The sequence below is a fragment of the Oleiphilus sp. HI0079 genome, assembly GCF_001635105.1.
In genome coordinates, this window is sequence record NZ_LWFT01001302.1 from 1 (window position 1) to 938 (window position 938).

Below are 938 nucleotides of genomic sequence, written 5' to 3' on the forward strand. Positions count from 1 at the left end.
TAGGGCGGCGGACATGGTTGTCTTCAATCTTGAGAAGTTGGCTTTCGGCCATAACATTGAGCCATTCTTCAAAAATCTCGTCGATTTCAGAGCTATTCCACTGTAGGAACAATTCGGCTCTAATGTAGGAATAAACCGAACGAAAAATACGATGGATCTCGACCTTGCTCATGCTTGGGTTGTTGCGAATAATGCAGGCAATTAACGCCGGCACAGCAAACAGATGGAGTGTGTTATTGCGGTTGTAGGTCAATAAAACGGCATTTCGATCGCTCAGGGTAATGATGTCGCCTAGCTCATTTTTCTGACGGCTCAATAAGCCCATTTCTTCGGTATATTGAATCCACTCCTCGCCATCACCTTCAGGAAAAGAAACATGATCTGAATAGGGGAGTTTGCGGAGCAAGCCGGCGAAAAACGTGTTCAGATGCGCCAGCTCATTGGCATCCATGGCTTGGCGATGAGTCGACAGAAGCACGGTCGCAGTTAAGCTGACGGGGTTAACTGCGGCGCTTGAATTAATGCGAACGGCGATTTCCTTGGCTAAGTTGCTCACAACGTCGCTGAACCACTCTGGTTTCTCTTCGTCTAGATTTTTGATGCTTTTGATATCTTCTTTCCAGGAGCTTTGGGCGTCGCTTAAGTATGTGTCCAGTATGATGGGCTCCCCGAAATTCAAACCGACTTTTCCGAATGATTTTCTTAGGTTTTTCAGTGACTTAAATAATCCAAAAACAGACTCTTTTTTCTTTTCATTGCCGCGAAGCTCGCCCATGTAGGTGCCGCCCTCAAGGACTTTTTCATAGCCGCAGTAAACCGGAATGAAAGCAATCGGCTTCTGTTGATCCTTCAAATAACTCGTTACGGTCATGGCAACCATGCCTGCTTTAGGAGGAAGTGTTCTGCCCGTTCGGCTTCGGCCGCCCTCGACAAAGTAC

General features: G+C 47.0%; 1 pseudogene. It reads right to left on the bottom strand.

Annotated features, from left to right (window positions below):
* Nucleotides 1–938 (bottom strand): annotated as a pseudogene (locus A3750_RS26550) (glycerol-3-phosphate 1-O-acyltransferase); the annotation flags it as partial.